This window comes from Streptomyces sp. NPDC006012 (assembly GCF_042871185.1).
In the GTDB taxonomy this organism is placed as follows: domain Bacteria; phylum Actinomycetota; class Actinomycetes; order Streptomycetales; family Streptomycetaceae; genus Streptomyces.
In genome coordinates this window covers 1-23,204 of record NZ_JBIAIE010000032.1, presented here as the reverse complement: position 1 = coordinate 23,204, position 23,204 = coordinate 1, and the positions used below count along the sequence as shown (strand labels likewise).

General features: G+C 69.8%; 19 protein-coding genes. 7 read left to right on the top strand and 12 right to left on the bottom strand.

Going from position 1 to position 23,204, the window contains the following annotated elements:
* Positions 1 to 415: 415 nt before the first annotated feature.
* Positions 416 to 1,300, bottom strand: a complete 885-nt coding sequence (locus ACFYPJ_RS34465; protein WP_389025586.1) for an IS701 family transposase — start codon at positions 1,298 to 1,300, stop codon at positions 416 to 418.
* 6 nt (positions 1,301 to 1,306) lie between these two features.
* Between ACFYPJ_RS34465 and ACFYPJ_RS34460 the strand changes: the two genes are divergently transcribed.
* A protein-coding gene (locus ACFYPJ_RS34460; protein ID WP_389025541.1) for an IS3 family transposase occupies positions 1,307 to 2,559 on the top strand; the annotation gives its coding sequence in 2 pieces (ribosomal slippage) (positions 1,307 to 1,589 and positions 1,589 to 2,559; 1,254 coding nt in all).
* A gap of 485 nt (positions 2,560 to 3,044) precedes the next feature.
* Here the strand turns inward: ACFYPJ_RS34460 and ACFYPJ_RS34455 are convergent.
* Positions 3,045 to 3,677, bottom strand: a complete 633-nt coding sequence (locus ACFYPJ_RS34455) for a hypothetical protein (protein WP_389025540.1) — start codon at positions 3,675 to 3,677, stop codon at positions 3,045 to 3,047.
* 7 nt (positions 3,678 to 3,684) lie between these two features.
* Complete coding sequence (locus tag ACFYPJ_RS34450; protein ID WP_389025585.1) at positions 3,685 to 4,668, bottom strand: TniB family NTP-binding protein; 984 nt, start codon at positions 4,666 to 4,668, stop codon at positions 3,685 to 3,687.
* Between the two features lie 253 nt (positions 4,669 to 4,921).
* On the opposite strand from ACFYPJ_RS34450, the gene ACFYPJ_RS34445 reads away from it, so the two are divergent.
* Complete coding sequence (locus tag ACFYPJ_RS34445) at positions 4,922 to 7,042, top strand: hypothetical protein (RefSeq protein ID WP_389025539.1); 2,121 nt, start codon at positions 4,922 to 4,924, stop codon at positions 7,040 to 7,042.
* On the opposite strand, the gene ACFYPJ_RS34440 is transcribed toward ACFYPJ_RS34445, so the two are convergent.
* Both ACFYPJ_RS34440 and ACFYPJ_RS34435 read right to left on the bottom strand, forming a co-directional pair.
* Positions 7,039 to 7,560 (bottom strand): TnsA-like heteromeric transposase endonuclease subunit, encoded by a 522-nt coding sequence (locus ACFYPJ_RS34440; RefSeq protein ID WP_389025538.1) that lies wholly within the window; start codon positions 7,558 to 7,560, stop codon positions 7,039 to 7,041. The genes ACFYPJ_RS34445 and ACFYPJ_RS34440 overlap by 4 nt on opposite strands.
* Before the next feature lie 177 nt (positions 7,561 to 7,737).
* Entirely contained in the window at positions 7,738 to 9,144 is a 1,407-nt protein-coding gene (locus tag ACFYPJ_RS34435; protein ID WP_389025537.1) for a DNA-binding protein, read from the bottom strand.
* A 188-nt stretch (positions 9,145 to 9,332) separates the two neighbouring features.
* On the opposite strand from ACFYPJ_RS34435, the gene ACFYPJ_RS34430 reads away from it, so the two are divergent.
* The gene (locus tag ACFYPJ_RS34430) at positions 9,333 to 9,941 is read left to right on the top strand and encodes a hypothetical protein (protein WP_389025536.1); all 609 of its coding nucleotides are present in this window, start codon (positions 9,333 to 9,335) and stop codon (positions 9,939 to 9,941) included.
* Entirely contained in the window at positions 9,935 to 11,359 is a 1,425-nt protein-coding gene (locus tag ACFYPJ_RS34425; protein ID WP_389025535.1) for a hypothetical protein, read from the top strand. Before ACFYPJ_RS34430 ends, ACFYPJ_RS34425 begins: the two co-directional genes overlap by 7 nt.
* A gap of 180 nt (positions 11,360 to 11,539) precedes the next feature.
* Here the strand turns inward: ACFYPJ_RS34425 and ACFYPJ_RS34420 are convergent, their stop codons facing one another.
* A complete protein-coding gene (locus tag ACFYPJ_RS34420) occupies positions 11,540 to 12,091 on the bottom strand; it encodes a hypothetical protein (RefSeq protein ID WP_389025534.1) in 552 nt (183 codons plus the stop codon).
* A gap of 24 nt (positions 12,092 to 12,115) precedes the next feature.
* Positions 12,116 to 13,036, bottom strand: coding sequence for a hypothetical protein (locus ACFYPJ_RS34415; protein WP_389025533.1), 921 nt, complete (start codon positions 13,034 to 13,036; stop codon positions 12,116 to 12,118).
* 583 nt (positions 13,037 to 13,619) lie between these two features.
* Between ACFYPJ_RS34415 and ACFYPJ_RS34410 the strand changes: the two genes are divergently transcribed.
* Genes ACFYPJ_RS34410 through ACFYPJ_RS34400 form a run of 3 tightly spaced genes read left to right on the top strand, consistent with a single transcriptional unit; the run spans position 13,620 to position 17,097 of the window.
* The gene (locus ACFYPJ_RS34410) at positions 13,620 to 15,233 is read left to right on the top strand and encodes a Mu transposase C-terminal domain-containing protein (protein ID WP_389025532.1); all 1,614 of its coding nucleotides are present in this window, start codon (positions 13,620 to 13,622) and stop codon (positions 15,231 to 15,233) included.
* Positions 15,230 to 15,973: an AAA family ATPase gene (locus ACFYPJ_RS34405; protein WP_389025531.1), complete on the top strand. Its 744-nt coding sequence runs from the start codon at positions 15,230 to 15,232 to the stop codon at positions 15,971 to 15,973. The genes ACFYPJ_RS34410 and ACFYPJ_RS34405 overlap by 4 nt, the downstream gene beginning before the upstream one ends.
* 11 nt (positions 15,974 to 15,984) lie before the next feature.
* Entirely contained in the window at positions 15,985 to 17,097 is a 1,113-nt protein-coding gene (locus ACFYPJ_RS34400) for a hypothetical protein (RefSeq protein ID WP_389025530.1), read from the top strand.
* 32 nt (positions 17,098 to 17,129) lie between these two features.
* Here ACFYPJ_RS34400 and tpg read toward each other — a convergent pair whose 3' ends face one another.
* From tpg to ACFYPJ_RS34375, 5 genes are all read right to left on the bottom strand, one after another.
* Positions 17,130 to 17,687 carry a telomere-protecting terminal protein Tpg gene (tpg, locus tag ACFYPJ_RS34395; protein WP_389025529.1) on the bottom strand — a complete coding sequence of 186 codons (558 nt, stop codon included), beginning with the start codon at positions 17,685 to 17,687 and terminating at the stop codon, positions 17,130 to 17,132.
* 359 nt (positions 17,688 to 18,046) lie between these two features.
* Entirely contained in the window at positions 18,047 to 18,253 is a 207-nt protein-coding gene (locus ACFYPJ_RS34390; RefSeq protein ID WP_389025528.1) for a hypothetical protein, read from the bottom strand.
* Positions 18,250 to 18,963 (bottom strand): hypothetical protein, encoded by a 714-nt coding sequence (locus ACFYPJ_RS34385; protein WP_389025527.1) that lies wholly within the window; start codon positions 18,961 to 18,963, stop codon positions 18,250 to 18,252. Before ACFYPJ_RS34385 ends, ACFYPJ_RS34390 begins: the two co-directional genes overlap by 4 nt.
* Before the next feature lie 401 nt (positions 18,964 to 19,364).
* Positions 19,365 to 22,031, bottom strand: coding sequence for a Helicase associated domain protein (locus ACFYPJ_RS34380; RefSeq protein WP_389025526.1), 2,667 nt, complete (start codon positions 22,029 to 22,031; stop codon positions 19,365 to 19,367).
* 36 nt (positions 22,032 to 22,067) lie between these two features.
* Complete coding sequence (locus tag ACFYPJ_RS34375) at positions 22,068 to 22,757, bottom strand: hypothetical protein (protein WP_389025525.1); 690 nt, start codon at positions 22,755 to 22,757, stop codon at positions 22,068 to 22,070.
* Between the last annotated feature and the right edge of the window lie 447 nt (positions 22,758 to 23,204).

The following is a 23,204-nucleotide window of genomic DNA, read 5'->3' as shown; positions in this document are numbered from 1 at the left end:
AGGTCCCGACTGTCTCGAAGTCCGACAGCCCGTGCAGGCTCTGCAGCACCACCGTCGCGGCCAGGACCTGCGGCGGCAGACTCGGACGGCCGTTGGACGAGGGATACATGTCGGTGAACATCCCTGGCGGGAACAGCACCTCGCGATGCTCGGCGAGGAACGCGAACACACTCCCGGCCGGGATCAACTCCCGGCACGTCTCCCACACATCCGGCCCGACCATCTCCCCAGCCCATTCCCCCTGCATGCTGACAAGACTGGCCCCGGACCAGCCGGTCCGGGGCCAGAACACAAAAGATTTTCAGCAGTCTTCTAGTAGGACTCCGTTAGGTTGGTATGGATCTTGATGGGTGGTGTCTGGTCCGGGGGCGGGGCAGGGGCTGGTGGCATGTTGTGCACAGGCCGGTCCAGCAGTTCAGTACGTCTTGGAGGGCGTCGAGGGTCTGGTAGAGGGTGAGGCCGGTGTGTGAGCTTTTGGGGCCAGCCGCTGTTCGGTGAGGAAGGCGTGGGCGGCGGTGACCAGGGTGACGTGGTGGTGCCAGCCGTTCCAGGAGCGGCCTTCGAAGTGGTCCAGGCCCAGGCCGTGTTTGAGTTCCCGGTAGTCGTGTTCGATGCGCCAGTGGATCTTGGCCAGGCGGACCAGTTCGGCCAGCGGGGTGTCGTCGGGCAGGTTGGAGAGCCAGTAGCCGGTGGGTGCCTCTGCCTGCCGGGGCCATTCGACCAGCAGTGTTACCTCGGGCAGGACGCCGTCCCAGTGGCCGTCGCGGGTGACGGCAGCGGCCTGGGCCAGGCGGCGCGGGCGCACGCCGGCCGGCCGTACCCGCATGGCAAGGAAGTGCGAGCGCATCGGGCCACGTGAGCCTTCCCGCCAGGTGACCTCGGTGAACGCCTGCCGTCCGCGGCGGGCGGCCCAGGCGGCCACTGAGGCGGGTTCGTCCCGGTAGCGGGGCTGTGGCTTGCGGCCGTTGCCGGACCAGGGCGGTGTGAGGGGCTGTGCGTCCTGCGGGTGGGCGGTCACATCCGACCGGACGGCGACGACGTATCCGATGCCCCGCTCATCCAGCCCGCCCCGGAAGTCGGCGTTGTGGCCGTAGCCGGCATCCGCCACCACGAGCGGCGGCACATGGCCCCATGTGGCCAGTTCGTCCAGAGCGTCCAGCGCCAGCCGCCACTTTTCCCGGTGCCCGACGTCCTCGGGGACGCCGGTCCGCCGGCGCCGCACGGCGTCGTCCGTCCACTCCCGGGGCATGAACAGCTGAACCGCCCCGGGTCGGGTGGAGGCTCGATTCCATGTAAGGATTGAGTCATGGCACGACCCTCCCGTTACCCGCTTGAGCTCCGCCGTCGTGCGGTGCGCATGGTCGCCGAAGTGCGCGACGACTACCCGAACGAGACGGCCGCCTTGCAGGCGGTCGCGGACAAGCTCGACATCGCCTCCCGCGAGACGCTGCGGAACTGGGTGAAGCAGCACGAGATCGACGCGGGGCAGCGTCCGGGGACGACGACGGAGGAGTCCGCCCAGCTCAAGGCGTTGAAGAAGGAGAACGCCGAGCTGAAGCGGGCGAACGAGATCCTGAAGGCCGCGGCGAGTTTCTTCGCGGCCGAGCTCGACCGGCCACCCACGCGCTCGTAACGTTCATCGACGAGCACCGGGACCGCTTCGGCGGCGTCGAGCCGATCTGCAGGACGCTCACCGAGCACGACTGCAGGATCGCCCCTTCCACGTACTACGCCCAAAAGAATCGCCTCGAAACTCCCTCTGCCCGTTCCGTGCGCGACGAGGAGCTCAAAGAGCGGATCCAGGAGGTCTACACGTCCAACTACCGTGTCTACGGAGCCCGGAAGATCTGGCGCGAGCTGAACCGGCAGGGCCATGCGGCGGCCCGCTGCACCGTCGAGCGCCTGATGCGCGAGCTCGGTATCCAGGGCGCGGTGCGCGGCAAACGCGTCATCACCACGATCCCCGGCGGCCAGGCCGGGCGAGCCCCGGACCTGGTCGACCGCGACTTCGTCGCCGGCGCCCCGAACCGCTGCTGGGTAGCCGACTTCACGCACGTGAAGACCTTCGCCGGCGTCGTCTACGTCGCGTTCGTCGTGGACACCTTCTCGCGCCGGATCGTGGGCTGGTCGGCCGCCACGGTGAAGGAGACGGTGTTCGTGCTGGACGCCCTGGAGATGGCGATCTGGCAGCGCGACCGCGACCAACACCCCGTCCAGCCGGGCGAGTTGATACATCATTCGGACGCCGGGTCGCAATACACGAGCTTCCGCCTCGCCGAACACCTGGACGCCGCCGGCATCGCGGCGAGCATCGGATCCGTCGGTGACGCGTACGACAACGCCCTGATGGAGTCCACGATCGGCCTGTTCAAAACCGAGCTGATCAAGCCCCAGCGCCCCTGGAAGACGCTTTCCCAGGTCGAGCTGGCCACCGCCGAGTGGATCGACTGGTACAACCACCGCCGACTCCACGGTGAGATAGGGCACATCCCGCCCGTCGAATACGAAGCCAACTACTACACCAAACTCACGAAACCCCAGGTCATCACCACAATCTGAGATCTCTACCGAACCCGGGGCGGTTCACGGTAGTTTGCCTCGAAGACCTCGCTGATCAGTTCCTTGAGTTCGGCATCCCGCACGGTCCTGGCCGACGGCGTGCTCCGTCGTTTGTGGTGGGCGTAGTAGGTGGAGGGGGCGATCCTGCAGGCGTGTTCGGTGAGGGTTCTGCAGATCGGCTCGACGCCGCCGAAGCGGTCCCGGTGCTCGTCGATGAACGCTACGAGCGTGTGTGTTGTGATTCCGGGGTTCGTAGTTGGTGTGGTGAGGGTGGCTTGGGCTGGGGTGTTGTGGATTTTCTGATAGCGATTCCGGCGTCTACGGGGTGCTGGAGGCGCTGCTGATGGGGCATCTGGCCTGTGGTTGTTCTGGGTTCGTTGATAACGGTGCTGTGGTGTTGGTGATGGTGCCTGGCATCTAAAGGGCTGGTGCGGGTTTGTGCTGGTCAGCGGCTTGTTGTGTGGTCAGGGCTTGTGCGGGCGGTCCTATGCCGGTTCCGGCTGGGGCGGGTTGGCGCCGGTCCAGTACAGGGCGGTGTCGATGTCGCGTGCGGTCCAGCCGTCGGCGCGTGCCCCGCCGTGGTGCAGGAGGTCGTCGAGGAGCTGGAGGTAGCGGCCGTAGCGTCCCGGTGTGGGTGTGAGGGTGAGTCCGAGGGTGTCGAGGGCGTGTTGGACGCGGCTGTCGTAGACGGCCATCCGCGTGGGTGCTGCTGCGGTGAGGATGGCTGAGGCGAGGGCGTCGCCGGTGCGGAAGCCGGGCAGTTCCCAGATGATGCCGCGCCCTGTGCGGGCGGCCTCGCTACGCGGGACCGTGGTGTCGCGGACGGCCGTGACCGCCCGCTCGGTGACCGCTCGTACGTGAGTGTCGGGCAGGGACATCAGTTCAGTCACCCAGCGGGTTTGTGCGGAGAGCCGTTTCCAGACGACGAGGGCTGCGATGTCCGTCTTGCCGAGGCTGCCTGCGCGCTCGGTTCGCTGTGCGACCTCGTGGAGGACCTCGTCGTAGTGGGGTGAGACGTTGGCCAGGTAGCTGGCATGGGCGGGGACCAGGACGTCCCACGCCCGGTCGCAGAGGGCAGCGAACTCCTCGCCAACTGGCGAATCCGTGGTCTTCTTCACGGCCTGATCATGCCGTTCTGGCCGGTTGGCGGGTTCGGGGGCGGCTTGCTTCTTCGGCGAGGTGGTCGAGCTGTATGGCTTCGAGCGATTTTTTGGTGATGCGTTCGGTGCCGTCGCAGATGGCGGTGATGGCGGCTTGGCGGATGAGGCGGGCGAGGCTTCCGATGCGGCCGGCGGTGCGCTGGTGGAGGTAGGTGGCGTGGCGGGGGAGTGTGCCGGCTGTGTGCTGGGTCAGGTCGAGGGCGGTTTCCATGTCGGTGATGAGGTCGGTGAAGGGTCGGCGGGTGCCGTGGCGGGCGGGGAGGGGGCCGCGGGTGATGAGGCTGGCGCGGCCGGCGAGTTGGGCGCCGCGCACTCCGGTGAACAGGGGTGTGGCGGCGACGTCGATGCCGGTGTAGACGAAGGTCGCTCTGATGCGTTCGGTGAGGTCTTTGAGGAGGTCGGCGGCTTCCGCGCCGGTGGTCGTACGCGGGTTGAGGCGGTGGATCTCGTCGATGAGGATCAGGCGGACGCCGGCTTGGGTGTAGGTGTGGCAGACGGCTTCGGTGATCTGGGTCTGGGTCATGCGGGTGGTGGTGGGGATGCCGAGGTAGCGGGCGAATTCGGTGGCGAGGGTCTTGGCGGTGGCGCCAGGTGGCACCAGCAGGTACGCGACCGGCACCTGCTCGTGGGCGCGTCCGGGCGAGGCTGGGTTCTTGCGGGTGTGGGCGAGGTGGCAGGTGCGTCCGACTTCGAGGAGGGCGGTGGTTTTTCCGGCTGCGGCGGGGCCAGTGACGATCAGTGAGGGGCGGGCGGTGGTCTGCTGGTGGCGGCCGAGCAGCATCAGGGTGCGGACCTGGGTGGCGAGGGTGGTGATGGCGGGGGTGCGGACGGTGACGAACGCGGAGTGGTAGGCGAGGCGTTCTTCCATGCTGCGGGGCGCATCGCCGGCCTTGGGCGGGGTTGGGGGCGGGGTGGTGGTGAAGTGCTGCCAGCCCTGCCAAGTGGTGATCGGCCACTGCGGTTCGGTCTCGTGGACGTCGGGCCACTGAGTATCGGCGGCGGTGCGGGCAGGCTGGCCTGCCGGGCTGGGGGAGTGGCTGGCGGTGGTGGTGTGTGGGCGGGTGGTCACCAGTTGAGGGCTTCCTGGGCGGGGTCGTAGAGGCCGAGTCCGGTGTACGGGACGGGGGCGCCGGTGTTGTCGGTGTTTTCAGCGGTGCGGTGCGGGTGAGGAGGCGTTGCTCGCCGGGGGTGGCGGTGCCGGTGTGGGCGCGGCGCATGAGCTGGTCGAGGGCGTCGGCGAGGTCGGCCTCGTGGGTGTCGCGGTCGCCGTGGCGGGCGGTGATGGTTTTGATGTGCTGCCAGGTGGCGCTGTTGAAGGGCTGGTGGATGTGGCCGCGGTGGATCCACGGGATCTCTGTCAGGTGTCCGTCGGGAAGGCGGATCCAGACCTGGCGGGCGTCGTGGGGGTTGGTGTGGACTTCCCATTTCCCGCCGCGCGCCGTGACGGGCGAGGGCTGGCCGCGGTAGGGGGCGAGGACATCGTGGTCGTAGGCGCGGTGGTCGATGCGGATGCCGCGTTCGGTGATGGCCTGCCAGCGCACCGGCAGCAGTTCGAGGTAGTCGCTGCCGCTCAAGGGGAGGGGCACGTGGCCGGCCACGGCGACCAGCGCGGCCCACATCTGGTTCGGTGTCAGCGCCTTCTTCGGCAGGGTGGGGTGGCGCAGGCCTTCGTGGGGGCGGTGGTGGTAGTGGATCAGCCATTCGTCCAGCAGGTCCTGCAACTGGGCGACGCTGAAGCATGCCTCGGTTTCGGCGGCGGGGCCGCGGCGGGTGACGTCGGAGCCGGTGTAGCCGGGCAGGTGCTGGCACAGCAGGGCGTTGATGGTGCCGAAGGTGCGCTCGACGATGCCTTTCGCGGCGGGGGCGTGGGGCGGGGTGGGCTGGACGCTGATGCCGAGGGTCTCGCAGGCGGCGCTGAACGCCGTGGACAGGTAGACCTTGCCTCGGTCCACGACGATCGTCTCGGGCACCACGACCGGCCGGGCGGCTGCGCCCTGAAGGCGTTCGTCCAGACTCATCAGCCGCTGGAGCTGCGGGAGTTGGGTGTGGGCGAGGTGCAGGGCGTCGGGCCAGTTGGGGCGAGCCGGATGCGGGACGGCCATCTCCGCGAGCAGCAGGGCGGCGTCGACGGCCTTGGTGCCGGCGGGGAGCAGGACGGCGGCGAGGATCGCGCGGGTGGCGACGTCGACGGCGATGGTGAGTTCGGGCCGGCCGGTGGTGCCGTCGTCGAAGACGGCCAGGACGTCCAGCCGGGTGGTGTCGACCTGTACCTGTTCGCCCGGCCGCAGCGCCACGGTCGGGGTGAACGCCCGTCCGCCGGTGGGGGAGGGGAGAGTTCGGGCGGGGCGGTGGGGGTGTTCGGCGGGGTCGGCGAGCTGGTGGACGAGCCGGTAGAAGGTGGCCTGGGAGGGTATCGGCACGGTGCCGCGCCGGTGCCGGTCGGTAAGGATCTGCGCGACCAGGGGCGTCAGGCCTTTGACGGTGCCCTTGGAGCGGCCGCGCTGGCGGCGCAGCGCTTCCTCGATGGCGGCGATGACGCGTTCGTCGGTGCGCCCGGTAGGCACGGGCCGGCGGGTGGTGCGGTGGTCGACCAGCCCCCACAGTCCCTGCTTGCGGTAGGCCAGGCGCATGCGCTGCACCGTGGTCCGGGAGACAGGGCCGAAGCCGATCGCGGTCAGCTCCGCGGCCTTGGCCTCCTCGCGCTGCGCGAGCGTGAACCGGTCGGGGTCGTACTCGGCCCGGGGCACCCCGCCGCTGTCCGTCCCGCCGGGCAGGCCGGACTCCACCTCGCGGATGTGCCGCTGCCAGGCCAGCGCCTTGCGCCGCGCGTCCTCGGGCGCGGTTTCGAACAGACCCCACTGCGTCACGGCCTGGGGCATCTCGGCGCCCACGATGGCGAAGGACGGGTCGGCGAACAGATGCCCGGCCACGACCGTCTCGTCTCCTCCCGTCTCACCGGCGAGGTGGACCTGCTGCCCCGCCACAGCGATGACCTGCCAGGTGCGGTCACGGAAGCGGACGTGCGCTCCGACCTGCAGCACCGGCCGTCCGCCGCGCCGCCCGCTCACCGTCCATCCCCGCTGCCCGGGCCGCCGAGGCCGTTCGCACCGCCGGCGCCGGGGCTGACGAGGACCCGCTCGTTCAGCGACGTCTCCAGGTCGGTCGTCAGCTTTCCGTGCCACAGGGCGTGGAAGACGGCGGGCAGGACTTCGATCGGGTCGCCCACCGCTTCGGCGCCCTCGATCAGCGGCCGCGGCTGTGTGAACGCCTCACGGACGGCGGCCGAGAGAGAGGGACGGCCGGCGTTGCGGGGGTGGCGCTAGCCGGCCAGCCATTTCAGGTTCGCCGAAAGCGTCTTCTCCAGCGGCTTGAGGCGCCGGTAGCTCCAGCCGGCCTGCACGCACGCCGCCTCCAGGACCGTCGCAGCCCGCTGCGCCCGCTCGCCGCCGGCCTCCGGGTGGCTGGGGCAGTCGGCCAGCACAGCGGTGCCGTCGCGGTGGCGGGCGAAGAGCTGCGGCACCCACGAGCGCACCTGGCCACGCGCGTCCCGCCACAGTAGGCGGACCGGCCGCCCGGCCAGGCCGACCACCTCTGGGTCGCGGTCCAGCACCATCAGCTGCGCCCGCATCGCGGACGACCCGCACGCCACATGCCGTCCGGTCGTGGCCGACCACCACTGCCCAGGCCCCCACCGCCGCCCCGGCACCACCGGGAACGCCGACACCGGCTCCAGCTCCTCGAAGGCCACCGCGAGGACCGCGTCCGCCCACCGCTGCTGCACCACCTGCCCGACGGGGTCGACGAAGACCGCCTCCCACTCGGATCCGGTATCCGTCTGCATGTGATGTGAGCGGCCACCCGATACGGCCGCTGCGTCCTTGTTGCCCACGCGCCCCAGTCAAGCCCGTCCTGCCTGTGCGGCGGGCGGCTTCACGGATTTTGATCACGAGTGCCGGACGATGAGGTATGCCCTGCAGATCACGGTCCGTGCACACCCTGCCTGCCTCCTGACACTTGCTCACCGTTCCTTTCCCGGCCGCCCGTTGCGGTGGGCCGCGAGTGCCTCGGCCAGGACATCGGCCAGCAGACGGACCCAGCGCGCCAGATCCTCCAGGGCCATCCCGGCCGCGAGGGCTGCTGCTGCGGTCTCCCGCACGGCCTGCTCGATCAGCGTGGCGGCATGGCCGAGGTTGCCCAGCAACTGCTGCGCGGCGTCGGCGGTCTTGCCGTACTGGGCGCCGCGCAGCTGGGTCAGCTGCTCTTCGGCGTCGTTGACCAGGCTGGTGATCAGCGCCCGCTGCTCGGCCGGCACCGCAGAGCGCCACGTGGTGCCCGAGCCGGGCGCGCTGCGTTCCTTCGACAGGACACGCAGTTGGGCGGCCATGGACGCGGTCTGGTGCTCCTGCCTCAGCCACCACGGATCGTTGCCGTAACCAGGAGGCCCGCCGGCGCCACGGCGCAGGCGGATGACGGCGCCCATCCACGAGGTCAGCGGGCCGCCGTAGTCGGTGGCGGCCAGCGGCCCCAGCCACCCCCGCCCGACCCGCTCGCCCAGCCGGCGGCAGAACGCCCCGTCGGCGGGCAGCGGCCGCGGCCGCCCGGCCCCGCTGTCGGTCCATGCCAGCTCGGCCATGGCCGGGTCCAGCAGCGCGTCGGCCACGGCCACCACCTCGGGGAAGACGACCGCGTCCCGGCCCACGATCCGCCACCGCTCCAGCTCTGTCCCGGCGTTGCCGCCCGCGACCTGGTGCAGGCGGCGTGGCCAGATGACTTCGCGCTCCCAGGAAAGCGCCTGCTCCCACCACCGGGCCACCACCGCGTGCGCCAGAGCGAACACTCTCTCCGGTTCGACTCCGGCCCGTGCTGCCCGCCGCGCCACCTTGGCCCACCGCCGCTGCGCCGCAGCCACTTCCGGCACACCCCGCACGTCCAGATACTCAAGAGGCTGGTCGGCGTCCGCGTCCAGGAGCCACCGCCCGTGCCGGACACACACCCGCTCCCAGCGCGGCGCGTACTGCACCACCCGCACGGCCGTCCCCGTGCGCCGGGCGGTGCACAGGCGGCAGCCGAACGCCACCGGCCCGGCGACCGTGCCGCCGGTCCGCCACGCTGCCGCCGGCACCCCGTTCTTTCCGGCCGACAGCTTGGCGTCCTCCTGTCCCCACGACGGCAACGCCCGCGCCAGGACGCCTTCCTCGACGCCGCACAGGACTGCCAGGAACTGCCGTCCGGCCGCGTTCAGCAGCACCTCGGCGTCGGCCCGCGCGCCCCCGCCGTCGTGCCCCGGAGGGTAGTTGCGCCACTGCCAGCACGACCGCAACACCTTCGCTTCCATCCCGTAACGGCTCGCGATGCGGCAGATCAGCGACGAGGTCGTCTCTCCCCGCAGGGGAGCTGTCCGCAGGAGGCCGGGATGATGGGTCACTCCACCACGGTCTCGTGTCCGCCGACCCGGGCGGGCGTTTTCGCAGGAGCTGGCCGGCCCTCGGCCCGTCGTCTGCTTGCTTTCCCGGGCCGTGGGTCTCCGTTTCCTGGAGCCGACAGGCGTCGGTGTCGCGGGGGATTGGCCCGTTCGAGCGCATCGTGATGATCCGATCGCACTAAGCTACGCCTGTGGTGGTTGGCGAAGACGCTCAGGTGAAGGGCTTCTCAGGGGCTCGCAGAGCCAAGCAGTGGCTCGAAGGCACGATGCGTATCTTCGGCGCGTACGCGAACACGGACTCGGAGTCCTGCGGTCGTCGGCTGACTCTGTCCTGGCCGTACGAAGGCCGGACGTTCTCCTTCGATCTGGGGGGCGCCATGCGCGGTGACCCCTACCAGAACGACATGTTCTGCGCGGAGGTCAAGAACTACGCGCAACCCAGCGACCAGGGAACCCAGTTCGACGAGTTCCTCGCCAAGTGCTACGTGGCCGCCCAGGCCCAGCACCACCTCAGCGATCACTTCATGTGGATCACCTGGGCACCGTTCCGCGCGAACTCCTGGTCCACCCTCAACTCACCCGGCCAGGTAGAGGCCGCGGTCCTTCAGCACAGCAGCCGCGTTTTCGGCACCAGCGACACCGAGGAAGCCCGAGAACTCCTGGACGTTGAACTCGCCCAGTCGGTCGCCGCACGTCTGTGGCTGATCGTGCTCTCGGACAAGCAGGAAACCCTCCTGCCGCTCAAGGACTGGGCAGCCATCGTCGCCGCCGAACTCACCCGCAGAGAGGGCTCGTGGTGAACATCGTCGAACAGCCGATCTCCCAGGCCATGGACGAGCCCGACGACCGGATGATGTTCACCCGGGTCAAAGACATCGTCGCCCGGCACCTGCGCCGTATGGACCCCGGCGCCACCGTCACCAAGACCGAGTTCTTCAACCACACCCATGTCCCCGACATGGTCTTGGAATGGCCCGGCAGACCCCGCACGCCGCGCCGGTTCATCTATCTGCGCACCACATCCGACCAGCGTGAACTCGAGGACGACCTGCAGCGCCTTCCCCGTGCGGACCGGCCGGTGCTGCTGGCGCTCGGTCAGCTGCCTTCCGCCCGGCAACAGGGAGATCTTCCCTCGCTGCCCGGCAGCAGCACCGCGCTGCTCCTCGACGCTTCCGCGCTCGGCGCACTCCAGCCGGCCGACGAGGCTCCCGGCATTCCCCATCTGGTGTCCCGCTCCGTTCTCGAAGGCGGCCGCGGCACCCTCGACAAAGCGGCGACCGAGGAGTTCCTGAACACGGTCGTTCAGGGGGCGGAGGCCGCTCGCGCGGGAGAACGCGTTCCCACCCGCGACGCCGTCAACGCCCTCACCGCACGGATGACCACCGACGTCGCCGACCGCATGTCGACCTTCCTCGCCGCGCTCTGGCAGGGCGGCGGATCCACACTCGCCAGCTTCCCCGCACCCCAGCGAGGCGTCGGCCATCTCGACGAGACGGCCCTGATGTACCTGCTGGAATCCGAGGACATCGCCGACGCCGCGTTCTGGAACCGGGTCGTCCGCATGATCAGCCTTCCCATCCTGCTGCGCACCCCGGCCGCCGGCACCGGCAACCTTCAGCACCTGATGCGTGAGGCGATCCAGCTCTGGACCAGCCGCGTCTGCATGATCGTGCCCGGCGCGGCAGACGCGGACATCAGCCCGTGGCGCTGGGCGGTGAAGGCCGGCCAGCTGATCCTGCAGACCCCGCGGTTCCATGTGCTGGTTGCCCAGTCCCGGCGCCAGCTCCCGCAGGGGCAGGAGCACGACGTGCCCCGCCTCGACGAGGTGAGGGACAGGGCCGACCGCTTCGGCATCCCGTTGACCTCTCTCCGCATGGTCGTGACGGACCGCCACGTCGGATACGGCGGCCCCGGCGACGACATCTCCCACGACGCCCAACTCGACGGCATCAGCGACGCGCTGGGGCAGGCCGAGGGAGTCATCGAGGCCGATGCCCGCATCCCCTCCGGCGAGACTCTCCAGTGCCTGTTCGGCACCGGAATCGCCAGCGCCCGCGGCGCACGTACCCAGGTACCGCTGAACGCCCTCCTCGGCACAACGACGCGCCTGCTCTCCGATCTCTCGAGCGATGAAGCCGAGAAGATCACCCAGCTCCTCGGCGCCCAAGGTCCACTCCCCGACCAGCCATGGAGTCAACCCAGCTTCGACGACGTATAGGGCTTCGTTGAAGTGGTGGCCGCCCCGAGAGCGGGATGGCCGTCTGAACCGCCCCGGCCGCGACGGTGGCCGACTACGCGGGTTCTCCTCCAGGTTGTCCGGGATGAAGCCCAATCTGAGGTTCTACTGCCCAGCCCGGGGCCACAGGCCAGCCGGGCTGTGCAGCAGCGAGCACCTTGTTCACGAAGTGTTCTGGTGTCGATGCAGCCAGTCAGGGTCCCGCGCTGGTGTGGCTACTGGGTCAGGCTCAGCTGAGTCCGCGTCTGATACTTGCATCATCCTGTCGAACAGCCAGATGAGGCGGAAGAAGCGTAGTGCCGCGAAAGTCATGGCGAATTCGAAGATGAACCGTGCGGATGCGGGGTCCTTGTCTCTGTCGAGTGCGAGTGCGCTCAGCAGCAAGGCGCATACCAGCGCGGTGCCGCGCAGCAGACTGCGCCAGCTTCGCCGGAGACCGACTTGATGGTGACGTCGGACAGCGCGTAGGCGTTCCCCGTTCGCCGCAGTGTAGATGGAGATCGCAATGGCACTCAGACCGCCGATTGCTGACACCACACCAGCAGCAGCGGCGTACAGGTCAGTTCGCTGCGACGAGTCGATCCACGACAGCCAGTCTCCTGATTCGGTTGTGCGGATCGCCAAAATGTGGGCGCAGAGTATGAGCGCTGCTACGAGGTAGTCGATCCAAAGATGTTCTGCCCACCGATCCGCGATGGTGTCGCGTACCCCCACAGGCCCCCCTCGTCTATGCCCAGGTCACGAACCCCCGGCATCCACTGCGAGTCGCAAAGCGTCCTCATGTTCGGCCGCTGCTCCCAGGATGGCATCCACCGCTGACATGATCCGAATTGACCTACCTTCACCGTCTGTGGCCGGTACGCGCTTTTTGGCCGTAATGCTGTGTTCTACTAGCTCAACGAGTCGAGTCTGCTCCGGCCCGCCCGGCTCGGAGAAGACCAGCCGGGCCCGGGCCCGCTCGGCACCTGTGACCACGTCGGAGATCTCCTCCAGGTCAGCCAGAAGATGTTCGCGGTGCTCCTTGAGCTCCTTCTTCTTGGGCACAGAGATGATCATGGTCACACTGATTTCCCCGTACGATTCCCCGGCTACACGGAGCGTCCGGGCCAACCCACCGCGACGCTCGCTCAGAGCGCCCATCTTGTTGGCCATGATCTTCACTTCTACCCGGCTCGCGCCAGAGGCAGTCTTGAGTTTCTCCACCTCGGCATGCGTCACCACTGGACGGATCTGCAGTTGCCTGCCAGGGAAGATCTGGATCCCGTTGAGCCACGTCTCCAGTGCCTTATGCGACGGTGCCGACACACCTCCCTGCATGATTCCCACAACGTTACCGAAGGGCATGAAGCAGATCACCGACGTGTCCAGGTAGCCCTCCTGCGCCGACTGTTCCAGCTCGCGCAAAGTTCCTGTGTCGAAGTTCATGACAGACAACCACTCGCCAGCGTCCTTCACGCGATGCAGGAGCAGATGGTCCTGCATGTCGTAGGTGGCGATGGTGCCCACCATCTGTGAATCGGCTTCGAAGGTCCGGGCCGCGACGGGTGCCCGTGAGAGATCCGAGAGTGCGCCGTCCCAGTCCATCAGATCGGGGATTCGTCGGGCTTCGCCGTCCTTGAGGACAACCACCTCGTAAAAGCCAACCGTGCGTTCCTTCATGTGGCCCAGCGTTGCCAAGGCGCCCCCTCACTCGTGCCGACAGCAGCAAGCCATGTGTATACGTCCGACCAACAGTCGGTCACGGTCTGCTGCACAGATCGTAAACCTGCGCAGTAGGCCAAAAGGGCGAACCAGCGAACCCGGAATCGGATCCATGTCTGTCGGCGGCGCCCGTTGCTGTCGTGAGCCGACCGAGGTTGCCCCAGGGGGACAACTTGCAGTGCCGTCCCTTACCGGGCGGGACTCACAGCGCATCGAATGGTCAACGTGCGATCTCTCGGTTTTGTGACAGTGGGGTGAGAGACAGTGGACCGGGGTGAGTTGATGCTGGTCGGTGGCGGTTTCGGGGTGTGGGGTCACTGTCCTGGATGTGAGAGATCCGCAGGGCATCGCTGTCGTGGAGCGTTATCGCGCGAGGGGTGACGCTGTCTCAGTTTCGTGAGTTCTGATCCGCTGGCCGGTGGGTGTTGGTGTGCTCAGGGGTGTGGATCAGGGAAAGCAGGACCCGGCCCCGGAAGGGGCGGGTGGTGGTTCGGGTGGGGTTTTGCCGGCTGTGTCGGTTCGGGCGTTGCGGGGGCCGACGGTGCGCCGTCTGTTGGCCCTGCGGCGGGAGGGGAAGCTCACCACTGGGCGGGTGAGGTCGGCGGCGGACGTGCTGGGGGTGCGGGAGCGTGCGGTGTGGCGGTGGCTGGCGGCCGCCGAGCGGGACGATGCTGCGGCCCTGGCGCCGGGGGAGCGTGCCGCGTATCCCGGGCGGTTCACGGTTACTGATGAGGTCCGGGCCCTGCTGGGACTGTGGGAGGGGAACGTCGCGGCGGTGCATCGTGAGCTGACCGCTCGTGCGGCCAGGGGCGAGGGGCAGCCGCCTCCGTCGATCCCGACGCTGCACCGGGCGATCCGCCGTGATCTGACGCCGGGGGAGCGGGCCGGGCTTGCGGGAGGGGAGCGGGCGGCGCGTAAGCACGATGTGTTCCTGGCCCGGCCGCGGGGCTGGCGCAACCAGGTGTGGGAGACCGACCACATGCAGGCCCCGGTGCTGGTCGACGTCGAGGGCAAGGCCCGCAGGCCATGGATCACCTGGTTCACCGACTGCGCGACGAACGCGATCACCGGCGTCGCGGTCACACCGGTGCATCCGTCGCGGGAGTCGGTGCTGGCCGCGCTGCGCTCCGCGGTCCTGCGCGATGAGCCTTACGGCCCGTTCGGCGGTCTGCCCGAGAAGGTGCGGGTGGACCGTGGCAAGGATTTCCTGTCCCGGACGGTGACTGCCGCTTTCGATCTCCTCGACGTGACGGTGGAGGACCTGCCCGCCTACACCCCGCACCTCAAGGGCACCGTGGAGGGCTTGAACCGGGCAGTGGAGTCGATGCTGCTGGCCTCGCTGCCCGGCTACGCCCGCCAGCCGCGCCCCGGCAAACGCTTTTCCCGGCCGAAGGACGAGGTGCTGCTCGGGTTCGAGGACTTCACCGCCCGGCTGCTGGACTGGACACGGTGGTGGAACACCGAGCACCGCCCGGCGCCGTTGCGTGGCAGGACTCCGCTTCAGGCGTGGCAGGACGATCCCACCCCGCTGCGGGATGTGCCGGCCGCGGATCTGTGGATGTTCACCCTGGAGGACGCCGGTATCCGTATGTTGACCACCCGCGGAGTCCGCTTCCGCAGACGCGACTACGTGGGCGCGTGGATGACCGGGCAGGCCGGGATCCGGGTCCGTATCCGTTTCATGCCCCACCACGACCACCGCATCGAGGTCTACCACGCGGCCACCGGCCGCTATCTGGGACCGGCGGATCTGGCCGATCAGGCCACCGAGGAACAGGTCAGTGCGGTACGGCGGGCGCGGGCGGCCCGTGCCCGCCGTCTGAAGAAGGACCTCGAAGCTTCCCAGCGACAGCGCTACGCCGCTGCTATCCGCGCCGAGCCCCCTCGGCAGCTCGGCGCGCTGACCGGTGCACAGGCCGACGCCGAACTCGCCCAGAGTGCCGACGTCGGCCTGTCGCAGCTCGCGCTGCCCGACGTCGTTCCGCCCGCCGCACCCCCGGCCGACTGGCGCACCCCAGCTTCCTTGGCTGCGCTGACCACGTCGGCCCGGTCCGCCCCGTGCCCATCCGGCCGTGACTCCACCGCTACAGCCCCGGGCAGCCCGGACGGACGGGCCGCACGTCCCACCACAAAAGAAGACGGAGATGCCTCGTGACCGCGGCCACCTACCAGTACGTCGACCTGCCCGACGCATCCGTGGTCACCACCCGGGCTCTGCTCACTGCCCGGGACAACATCGTCGACACGGTCGCTGCCCGCGCGATGATGTGCATCCACGGCGGCGCTGGCTTCGGCAAGACCCTCGCCGTCAACACCTGCCTGCGCGCACTCGAACCCCGCGAGGACGTCCGCAAGATCACCTTTCGAGCCCGGCCCACGGCCCGCGCGGTGCGCTACGAACTGTTCACCGCCCTCGACCTGGCCGGCGAGCCCCCGCGCCACCCGAGCGAGTTCGACCGTCTGCTGAAGACGGCTCTGGCCGAACGCCCCCGTACCTTCCTCGTCGACGAGGCCCAGTGGCTCAACGGGGAGGCCTTCGAATACTTCCGCTACCTCTGGGACGAGCCCTCCACCCAGCTCGCCATCATTTTCGTCGGCGGCGCGGGCTGCCACACCGTGCTGCGCCGCGAACCGATGCTGTCCTCCCGCGTCTTCATCTGGCAGCAGTTCACCCGACTCACACCCGACGAGGTCCTCGAGGTGATCCCGCTGTTCCACCCGATCTGGGCCGACGCCGACCCCGAAAACATCACGTTCGCCGACAGCCACGCCGCGCACGGCAACTTCCGCGCCTGGGCCCAGCTGACCGCACACACCCGTACCGCACTGGCCCGTACGGGACGTGCCCGCGTCGACCAGGAGCTGCTGCGCTGGGCCTTCAGCCGCCTCGCCTGACCACACCGCCCATGCCTCCTATCCCGCCGCTGCCGTCCGTCACCGTGGTTCTCGACCGTCACGACGACGCGATGCACACGCACACCGCTCTGGCCGCCCACCATCCGCCGTCCGGCCGGATCACCCTGCACCCCGGCCCGGGCACCACCAGCGAAACCGGCCTCGCCCACGACCTTCTCGTCGCCCTGGGCAAACCGCCTCTGCTCCCGGGCCGCTTTCCCGGCGGCCGTCAGCCCGCCTGGGAAGCCGCCACGGCCTGGATGACCGCCCTGCCCGTCACCCGGATGTCCGTCCTGCGCGCTCACCGCCTCACTGCCCGCCGCACGATGCGCCTCCTGCAACTACAGGCCCGCACCGGTATCCACCTCACCCTGGTCTGCCACCGCCCTCACCTTCCCGCCGCTCTGCACCAGGCCCTGCGGACGGCCGACTACTGCGTCACCGCCGACATCGAAGCTGCCCGCCGCCACTACTACGGCACGCCTACCGCCGAACCCCCGCCCCCAGGCGAGCCCGCCGCGCCGGCCAGCCGGTGGCTCACCCTGCCGGCACTTGACCGCCTCGTCTCCTACGACAGCCCCCGCCCCTGCGCCGACCCGTGCACGCCACCGCCGATCGCCTGGCGGCACCGGCCACCGCCCGTGCCTCTCACCGCGGCCGTCGCGCAGCGCGTCGCCCACCAGCTGCATGCGGCGACCGCACATCCTCGCCTGGCCGCGGCCGTCGCCGCCGCGCTGTTCACCGGCGCCTCCCTCCAGCAACTCGCCACCGCACGCCCTCGCGACTACGACGACGCCGCGGCCACACTCGCCCTGCACGACCGAGCCCGCTACACCGACGGCTGCGCCGCCTACCCCGTACCACCCTGGGCGGGCATCTACCTGAGGGCCGCGGCCTGCTTCACCCGGCTCGTATCCGGCGAAGACCAGGAGCTGCTCGCCGCGCCCGGTGACCGTGCGCACCTGCTGCGCGTAGCGGAGACGGCCAGACTGCGCCCGCCACAGCCGCCCACAGCCCGCCGCAAAGGCCCGGTCGGCCGTGTGGAGTGGGACTGGCGCGAGCGGCAGGAAGCCGAGAGGTACGAAGCGATACCGGCCAGGCGCGCCAGGCCGTCGCAACGCTGACCACCCTGCAGTGCTCGCTCGATGGGCCAGGCTCAGCCGATCGAGAAGTCGGCGAACTCGACGTCGCTGAAAGCCACGTGCAGGCCGTGGGCCCGGCGGCCCCACTCGCGAAAGTAGGCGTGTCCCAGCGCGCGGGCGAGTATCGCCGTCTGCTGCTGCTCGCCCGCGCCGGCATCCCGAGCGGCGAACAGCTCCCGGGCCACCTCCCCCGGCAGGTCCTGGGTGATCCACCGCACCCGCGGATCGTCAGAAGATCCTGCTGGCGCGGCGAACCCGAATCGCGCACGGGTATGGAAGACGAAGCCCTCCGCTTCTGCCTGAGCACGCCGACGGGCCCGTATCCGGGGCTGCCACCGAGCCAGAACCGCTTCCTCGATCGCCCGGACCTGCAGCGGACCCGGCGGACGACGTGCTCCGGATCTCTTTGTCACCCACCGCTGCACAGTGCGCTGCGAGACCCCCAGCACCGTGGCCACCTTCCGGGTGGAACCCCGGTGCGTTGCCAGCAGAAAACGTAGGCGTGCTTCAGTGCTTGAGGGAATAGGCCGGGTGCGCAACGCGCGCTCCAGTCCCTGCTCGATCTGTCCCACGTCCGCCTCCCCAAGCGGCCAGTCGGCAGGGCCAGCCCCCGCAGTCCGTAGCGTCAGTTCTCCCGCATCGCCCGGGCCCTGCCTGCCAGTTTCGGCATTCTTTGGACAGCGCTGGCTGACGCAGGCTACGAGCCCCTTGGGAGGCACCGGCGACAAGCTGGCGGTGCGCGTCAGGACGGATGTCGCCGGCGCCCCGGTGCTGTCCTTCGGTACCGAGTCCTACCAAGGGGATGAGGCGGGAGAGTCCTGCCGGATGGAGGCCTGTACGGCCTGGGCGCTGCACCCATCCAGGCCCTGTGCCCCCTCCGCAAGGCCCCGGGCCGGCCGAAGGTCTCGGCCGGCCCGCCGCGCCCCCTGCCTCACGTCAGGGCTGGGACCAGCACGGCCAGCAGCGCGATGAAGAGCGTCATGACGCTGAAGAACACGAAGCTGCCGCGGCCGATGGCGGCGGAGATGGGTGCTCCTCCCTCGCGGGCGACGTTGTATCCGATCAGGCCTGCGATGGCGGAGACCGCGGCGAGGGTGACCAGCGCCAGGAGCAGGGTCAGGAGGTTCTGCGTGCTCACGCCGCACCCCGCTGGTTGTGCCCGCGGGAAACGGCCTTCGTGTGCAGCTGTTCCGGGATCCAGATCCGCTTTTCGCGGGCAGCCTGGTACAGGGCCGTCCTGAACCGCGACCTGCGCTGGCGGACGGCGGCGGTGGTGAGCTTCAGCCGTTCGGCGATCTCGGTGTCGGGGAAGCCCATGACCGTCAGGCGCACGACCGCCTGCGTGTGCGGCGCCTGCTCTTCGAGGATGTCCTCGAAGTTCGTGCTGAACACCTCCGAGTCGATCTCGTAGCTGGTGGCCTGGAGCAGCCCGCCGATGCCGGCTTCGTTCGCGGCGTCCTCGGTGAAGTCGTACAAGGCGTGCAGGCGGGCCCAGCTGACCCGCTGCCTGGCCCACCTCACGTACGCGCGCCTGAACACCCACACGCACTGGCCGATGAAGTACGACATCAGGCTGCAGGCGCCGCGGGGCCCGTTGTGGTCGGCCTTCCAGCCCTGCCCGCGCTGCAGGTCGCGGTGGAACTTGCGCGTCGCCTCGGTGAGGACGTCGACCATGATGATGTCCCGCTCGAGGGGGCTGCTGCGCAGCAGCCTCATGTCGTCCTCGTGGACGAAGAACTTCCAGCCCCGGCTCTTGCACTGCTTCACGGCTAGCCGGGCAAGCGTGCCCTCGCGGAGCATGCCGAGCAGGCGCGGCTCGGCCTCCCGGACCAGCTCGATCTCGAACACCTCGTAGGCCAGGCCCTCGAAGCCGCAGCTGGCCAGCTCCTCGATCCCGCGCGGCGTCCTGCCCGATCCGGGCCGTGTGGTCCCCGCCCAGTCCCACCTCCGACCACATCCTTAGGTCGCGCGAGAGAGATGCGAAGCAGATCGCTTGTTGTACGGGCTTATGTGCAGGCGAAGTTGGTGAACGTGACACGCCAGCTGAAAATCTTTTTCGCGAGGCTCAAATACCAGCTCGCGGGCCCGTCATCGCTGCACGGACCCGCAACTGAAAACCCTCACCCGGCCATGGACCGGGCGCCCGTCCGGGACCGCTGTTGCACCCCCGTGTTGCAGCGGCTTCACGCACGAGACCCCGGGCCCATCGCGGCCCGGGGTCTCGCACACTCCGGCTCAGCGCCGGACCGTCATGCCCAGTCGACACCCAGCTCCCGCAGCGCCTCCAGCTGCTCCTGGGCAAGCCGGTCCCGCCTTGATTTGGTGTTGGAGACCCATACGCCCAGCTTCACCGTCACCGGCTCCACCTCACCGTCGGCCTCGATCTGTTCGCTGTGTCCTCTTGGCACAGGCCGGTCCGCGCCTTCCCGCTCGACCCACTGCGTGAGGGCCGCCAGGCCTCGCTGGAATGCCGCCTGTGCCTTGCTCGGCCCCTTCGTCGCGCGCGCGGCTGCCGGGGCGGGGGACGGGGCCTCAGCGGGCTGCACGCCCAGCTTCGTCAGCCGTTCCTGCTGCTCGGGGAGGAGCTGCGCCCAGGTGCCCGGGTTCTTCTGCCGCTGAAGCCACCGTCCGATGTCATCGCCTTCGAACAGCACCCCGGGCTCGATGGCCGGCAGGTTGCCGTCGGCGTCGACCAGGTCCGCCAGGACGCGGTAGTGCCGCTGCCAGTCCAGGGGCCACGGGCAGTTCCAGTCCTCATCGACCGCGGTCAGCTGCTGCGCGCGCACGGCGGCCCGCTCCGCGTCCTTGCCCAGGCCGCCCTTTCGGCGCAGGTTCGCCATGTGCTGGCCGACCGGGACCATCGCCTCGCCCTCGCCCCACACCGCGTCCTGACGCGGCGCGAGGTGCCCGGTCGCCCGCCGGTAGGACCGCAGCGCGGCGAGCTTGGCCTCCCACGCCTCCTCGCCGGGCTCCCAGACCATCCCGGCCTCCGGCGCGTCCAGCAGCGTCCTGCGCCGCTCCTCCAGCTCCCCGGCCCGCAGCGCCTTCCTCTGCTGGTGGACCCATCGGCCAAGCGGAAACGCCTTCGTCGCCCCCACTTCGACCTCGACGTCATACGGAACGGCGTAGAGACCGGTGATCTCGTTCTCCTTCCGCCACCGGAGTAGGGCCTGGTAGCCCTCCAGCCACACCAGCGACTCCGGCCGGTACACCCGCGTACGCAGGAACGCGGCGATGGTCGCGGCGTCGCGCGGGCTGGAGAAGTGCAGCAGGGCCGCTTCGGCGGCGGCCTGCGTGTCGTCGTCCTCCTGGTCCTCGCCGTCGCCCTCGCTGCCGGCCCCGACGATCCGCCCCTCTTCGTCGCGCCGGACGTGGACCTTGCGCTTGCCGCTCGTGAGGGCGCGGGAGGCGAGCTGTTCGACCAGACGTTCGTCATGCGAGCGCAGGCCCTGGAGGACCGCTACAAGGGGGCGGAAGCTGGCACTGGCGACCATGTCCTGCGGGTCCTCGCCGGGCTCCAGGAACACCGGCACGATGATCCTGGCGACCTTGGTGGAGCCGTTGCGGTTGAGCCGGAGCGCCCGCCCGATGTTCTGCACGATCTCGACCTGGGAGCCGCGGGTGTCGGCGAAGCAGATCGAGTCGACTCCCCGCTCGCCGGTGATGTCCACGCCTTCCCCGAGAACGCGAACGCTGGCGAGGAACGCCCGGTGCACCCGCCGCCCGGCTGCGTCGATGCCGCCTGCGAACTGGCGCAGCACCTCGCGCCGCTCGGACACGAGGTGGTCGCCGCACAGCCACGCCGACCACACCCGGTCCGGCGGGACGTGGCGGCCGGCCTCCAACTCGTAGAACTCCGCGTCGATCGAGGACTTCGGCAGCTTGTCGGCGGCGGCCAGGTCCTCGTCCGTGGCGTCGTTGACGTACAGCGCGGCTGCCGTCTCGGGCAGCTTCTCCGCGAACGCGGTGGCTTCCTCGACCTTCTGGTGGAACGTCATGACCGTACGCAGGTTGTACGCGGCGGCGTGCTCCAGGAGCGCGGTCTGCAGGAGCGCCAGGCGCCGGCCGCGCCGGGCCTCTTCGGACTCCCCGAGAACGGGGGAGGGGTCGCGGATCTCCAGCACGTCGATCTCGAACCCGGCGAGGATCTCCCGCTCGATCGCCTCTGAGAGTCCGAGCTCTGCGAGCCACGCGCCGTACGTGCCGTCCGGGTCGTCGGCCATGGTCGCGATCTCCGCCTCCTGGCCGTCCGCGCCCTTCTGCGGGCGGGCCGCAGCGAGGATGCGCGGGGTCGCGGTCAGGTAGAGCCGGAAGTCCGCAGGGATCCGCTGATTGTCGTGAATCACCGCCCACGGCCGACCAAGATCACCAGCGGTGCCGTGCGCCTCATCCACGATCGCGAGGTCGAAGCCGTCCATCTGCTGCCCGTACAGGCGGTCTCCGCCCGCCAGAGCGGCCTCCAGCGGCCCGCGAACCTTGCGCTGGCCCTCGGGTGCGTCGATGTCCTCGCGGTCCACGAGCGAGGCGTACGTGGCGCACACGACGACCGGCCCGGACCCGGCCCACAGGGCGAGCTGGATCGGGTTCGTGGTGGTGCGCACCCCCAGCGACTTGAGGACCGCGTCGTTCTCCAGCGAGCACACCGCGACCATCGGCGCCCGGTGGCCCACCAGGCGCCATGCCTGGGCGGTCTGGGCGAGCAGGTCCAGGGTGGGGACGGTGACGAGGATCCGGCCGTCCGCGAAGCTCTCCAGCGCGCACGCGGCGGCCGTGATCGTCTTGCCCGAGCCGGTCGCGGACACGATCGTGCCCCGGGCACCCTGCGGGGGCACAGATGACCTTGCAGGGAATCCCACCCACCTGCGAAACGCGGAGCGCTGATCCACCTGGTGTTCCTTGAGTCGAATCGCTGACATTCCGTGTCTCCCCGAGCGCTGAATTCTTGTGGTCTTTCAGAGGGCCGCATGCGGAGTACAGGCCGCGCCCAGGTCGTTCCAGATCGACGCGTCCGCCTTGTGCCAGCCGCCGGGCTTTCCGTCCTTGAACGGCGGCTTGTCGTCCGGGTCGTAGTGCCCGGCCTCGCGCGTGCAGACCACGATGTCCCCGTCCGCGTTCCGCGTCCGCGCCGTGCACAGACCGCCGGCCTCGCCCAGCGCCTCCAGCACCCGGCGCCGCGCCGTGGCGTGCGGATGGGTACGCGGCAGCACGGCCTCCCGGACGAACCTCTCCAGCCGCACCAGGTCGGCCCGCTCACGCTGCCTCACGTCCGCGATGTGTACGGCCAGTTCAGCGGCCCCGGCCGACCGGCCGCCGCGCCGTGACCAGTCCCGGTCCGTGATGCCCACCAGGGCCTCGCTCACGGCCGTCACGCCGCCATCCCAGCCGTCCGAGAACACCGCGCCCCGAGAGGCCGGAGCCATCCCGTCCAGCTCCACCACCTGGCACTGCGCCCCGGCGATCGCCCCGGCCTCCACCGCGGCCACCAGGTCGTCCGCCTCGCTCGCGGGTACGCCGTGCGCTTCCAGGAGCGCGAACAGCCTTAACCGGGCGTTGACGCCCGCCGCCTGATACTGGCTCACCCGGTGCACAGAATCGCTGCTCAGCGCGGGATCGGGTCCGGTGGATTCGTAGTGACCGGTCATCTGCGGTCGTTCCTCTCGGAATTACGGGGAGGTTCCCGGGCGGTTGGGGGGTGTCCTACTGTTCCGCCAACAGTACATGTGCATCAGTTGAGATGATGCCGGTACACTGAAACCCGCCCCGATCGAGCGACCCCCTCCCCCTTGTTGCCAGCCTGGCCCGCGTCAGCGGGCCTTGACGGTCCTGGAGGCGGAGCCGGAAGGAGCGTCCGGCGGGGGAGCAGAGCGGACCCGCCCCCGGGCTGGAGCGCAGCGGAAGCCCGGTCAGGGGCGAAGCCCCTGCGCTCCGGGAGCGCAGGGGACGGAGCGTCAATCCCTCGGCGAAGCCGAGGGATTGCGCGGGTGGCGAAGCCACCCGCCAGCGTTCCCGCGGAGCGGGAACGCAACCCCCGCGCGCAGCGCGGGGGTTCGCTTGCACATCGCGCAGCGATGTGGTACCCGCTCCGCGGG

What these genes read in the sequence shown, in the direction of transcription:
- ACFYPJ_RS34380 (WP_389025526.1), bottom strand. Translation starts at nt 22,031, where the DNA reads ATGTCAGCGATTCGACTCAAGGAACACCAGGTGGATCAGCGCTCCGCG.
- ACFYPJ_RS34415 (WP_389025533.1), bottom strand. Translation starts at nt 13,036, where the DNA reads ATGAAGGAACGCACGGTTGGCTTTTACGAGGTGGTTGTCCTCAAGGAC.
- ACFYPJ_RS34440 (WP_389025538.1), bottom strand. Translation starts at nt 7,560, where the DNA reads ATGCAGACGGATACCGGATCCGAGTGGGAGGCGGTCTTCGTCGACCCC.
- ACFYPJ_RS34375 (WP_389025525.1), bottom strand. Translation starts at nt 22,757, where the DNA reads ATGACCGGTCACTACGAATCCACCGGACCCGATCCCGCGCTGAGCAGC.
- ACFYPJ_RS34400 (WP_389025530.1), top strand. Translation starts at nt 15,985, where the DNA reads ATGCCTCCTATCCCGCCGCTGCCGTCCGTCACCGTGGTTCTCGACCGT.